Source organism: Nonomuraea mesophila, assembly GCF_004352805.1.
In the GTDB taxonomy this organism is placed as follows: domain Bacteria; phylum Actinomycetota; class Actinomycetes; order Streptosporangiales; family Streptosporangiaceae; genus Nonomuraea; species Nonomuraea longispora.
This window is the reverse complement of record NZ_SMLD01000339.1, coordinates 1-3274: the sequence shown is the minus strand read 5'-3', so window position 1 is coordinate 3274 and position 3274 is coordinate 1. Positions and strand designations below refer to the sequence as shown.

1 protein-coding gene is annotated in these 3274 nt (G+C 76.4%); it reads right to left on the bottom strand.

Annotated features, from left to right (window positions below; all coding sequences use genetic code 11):
- Positions 1-3274, bottom strand: a 3274-nt coding sequence (locus E1295_RS47705; protein WP_132641965.1) for a non-ribosomal peptide synthetase, incomplete at both ends; no start/stop codon positions are given.

Genomic DNA, 3274 nt, shown 5'->3' with positions numbered 1-3274 from the left:
ACCACGCCCCCGGCACCGCTCCCGACCACGCCCCCGGCACCGCATCCCGCCGACTCCCCGGCCGGTTCCCCGGCCGGCTTCGCGGTCAGCTTGTGGGTCAGTTCCCCGGCGAGCCGGTCCACCCGCCGGTCCAGTTCGGCGTACGTCAGGGTGTCCTGGCCGCAGCTCACGGCCACCTGGTCGGGGTGGGCCGCCATCGCCTGCGCGACCAGCTCGGGCACCCGGGCCACGGGGCCGGGACCGCCCGCGGTCGCCCACTCGGGTGGTGGGCCGCCCGCCGACTCGATCAGCGCCTCGTCGGCGGCCGTGAGCACCGGCAGGCGGGACAGCGGCGCGTGCCTGTTCCCCGCGTCGGCCACCCCGCGCAGCAGCACCTCGAACCGCGCCGCCAGCCCCGCCACCGTGGCCGCGTCGAACAGCCCGGCGTCGTAGCCGAAGGCCACCCGCAACCGCCCGGGCGCCCGCCACGCCTCCACCGTCAGGTCGAACTTCGCCTGCCGGTAACCGTCGTCGAAGAACGACATCCGCAGGTCGCCCAGCCGGTCGCGTGCCCCGCCGCCGGTCTGGCCGTTCAGCGCGAACAGGGTCTGGAACACCGGCTTCCTGGTGATGTCCCGCTCCACGTCGAGCTCCGCCAGCAACTGCTCGAACGGCACGTCCTGGTGCGCCATCGCGTCCAGGACCGTCCTGCGCGTACGGGCCAGCAGTTCCTCCAGCGTCGGGTCGCCCGACAGGTCGCCCCTCAGCACCAGCGTGGTGCTGAGATAACCGACGAGCGGCTCCAGCTCCACCCGGTTGCGCCCCGCCGTGGGAGAGCCCACCAGTACGTCGTCCTGCCCGGTGTGCCGGGACAGCAGAACCTGGTAGGCGGCCAGCAGCACCATGAACAGCGTCACCCGGTGCCTGAGCGCCGTCGACTCCAGCGCGGACAGCAGGTCGCCGGGCACGTCCAGCAGGTGCGCGCCGCCCCTCGACGGCTGAGTTCCGTGTGGCCGGTCGGTGGGCAGGTCCAGCGTGGGCGCATCGGCGAGCCGGGCCCGCCAGTACTCCAGCGCCTCCCCGTGGTCCTGCTCCCGCTGCCAGAGGGCCACGTCCCCGTGCTGCACGGCCAGGGCGGGCAGCCCCGGCGGACGGGCCGCTTCGTCCCCGGCCGCTTCGTGCCGGGCCGACTCGTACAGGGTCGCGAGGTCGTCCAGGAGGACGGTGATCGACCAGCCGTCCGCGACGATGTGGTGGAGCACCGCGCACAGCACGTGATCATCCGGCCCGAGCCGGATCAGGGAGAGACGCAGCGGCGGCGCCGCCCCGAGATCGAGCGGCGCGTTGGTGCGGGCCGCGACCAGCCGGCGGGCCTCGTCCTCGTCGCGGGCGTCGAGCCGTTCGACGTGGACGGGCGAGGGGCGTTCGACGACGGCGACCGGCCGCCCGTCCACCTCGGGGAAGCGGGTACGCAGCGGCTCGTGCCTGGCGACCAGCCCGGTCAGCGCCCGCCGCAGCGCCTCCTCGTCGAGCGGGCCCCGGAGCCTGCGCACGACGTACATGTTGTACGAGGCGTCGCCCGGATCGAGCCGGTGCAGGAACCACAGACGTTCCTGGGCGGGGGAGAGCGGCGGCAGCGTGCCCGCCGGGCGGGGGAGCAGCGGCCGGTCGGGAGCGCTGTCCTGGCCGTCCAGCGTCGCGGCGAACCCGGCCACCGTCGGGTGTGCGAACAACTCCCGCAGTGACGCCGGCGTGCCCGCGGCCGTCAGCCGGGCGATGACCCGGGTCGCCAGCAGCGAGTGGCCGCCGAGTGCGAAGAAGTCGTCGCCGGAGCCGAGGTCGCCCGTGCCCAGCACCTCGGCGAAGATCCGCGCCACCTGCCGCTCCCTGGCGGTGGCCGGCCGCCCGCCCCGCCCCGGCGCCGGACGCGACGGAGCCGGCAGCGCCAGGCGGTCCACCTTGCCGTTCGGGGTCAGCGGCAGGGCGTCGAGTGCCACGACCGCCGAGGGCACCATGTACGCCGGCAACCACTGCGCCGCCCGCTCCAGCAGGTCCGCGGGAGCAAAAGGCGCCACGTAGGCCACCAGCAGGTCGTCCCGCGCCACCACGGCCGCCTCGCGCACCTGCGGATGCCGCAGCAGCGTGGCCTCGACCTCGCCCGGCTCGACGCGGTGGCCTCGTACCTTGACCTGGCCGTCGTCCCGTCCGAGGAACTCGAGCGTGCCGTCGCCGAGCCACCGGACCCGGTCGCCTGTACGGTACCGGCCGCCCTCGAACGGCTCCGGAGGCTCGCCCGGCCCGCGCAGGTAGCCGAGCGCGACCCCCGCCCCGCCGATGACCAGCTCTCCCGGTACGCCGACCGGCGCGGGCGCCCCCCACCGGTCGAGCACCTGGACGGTCGTGTTGGCCAGCGGCCGGCCGATGCCGACCCGCTCGGGCGACTCGGGGACCTCCCAGGCGGTCGACCAGATCGTGGTCTCCGTCGGCCCGTACAGGTTGAACAGCCGCCGCGCCCGCCCCCGCAGCTTCCTGGCCAGAGCCGGCGGCAGCGCCTCGCCCCCGGCCAGCGCGACCAGCCCCGCCGGGTCGAGCCCGCCCGCGAGCAGCATGCTCCACCCGGACGGCGTCGCCTGCACGTGCGTCACCCCGCCGCGGCCGATCAGCCGGGCCAGCGCCACGCCGTCCCGCGCGGTGGCGTCGTCGGCCAGCACCAGCCGCCCGCCCGTCACCAGCGGCAGGTACAGCTCCAGCCCCGCGATGTCGAACGACAACGACGTGCCGCCCAGCCACGTGTCCCCGGGACGGGACCCGAGCAGGTCCGCCATCCCGGCCAGCAGGTTGACCAGCGCCGAATGCGGCACCGCCACGCCCTTCGGCACCCCGGTGGACCCGGAGGTGTGCAGCACGTAGGCGGGAGTGCGCGGCCCCGGCCCCTCCTGCCGCGGCGCGAGGCCCGGCCGGGAGCCGGACGAGGCGCCCTCGACGGGCTCGGGAAGGGGCACCCGCGTGAGGTGCCCGGGGAGAGGGGCCGACGGGACGGCGAGCGCGAGCCGTACCCCCGCCCGCTCCACCATCGCGGCGACCCGCGCCTCCGGCAGCGCCGGATCCACCGGCAGGTAGGCGGCGCCCGCCAGCATGACGCCGAGCAACGTCCCCGGCAGGTCGGCCGTACGCGGCAGGCACACCGCCACCACCGATCCCGGCCCGGCGCCGCACGCCCGCAGCCGCCCGGCGACCGCCCGCGCCTGCGCCGCCACGTCGGCGTACGAACGCCGCCCCCCGCCGCGCTCCCCGC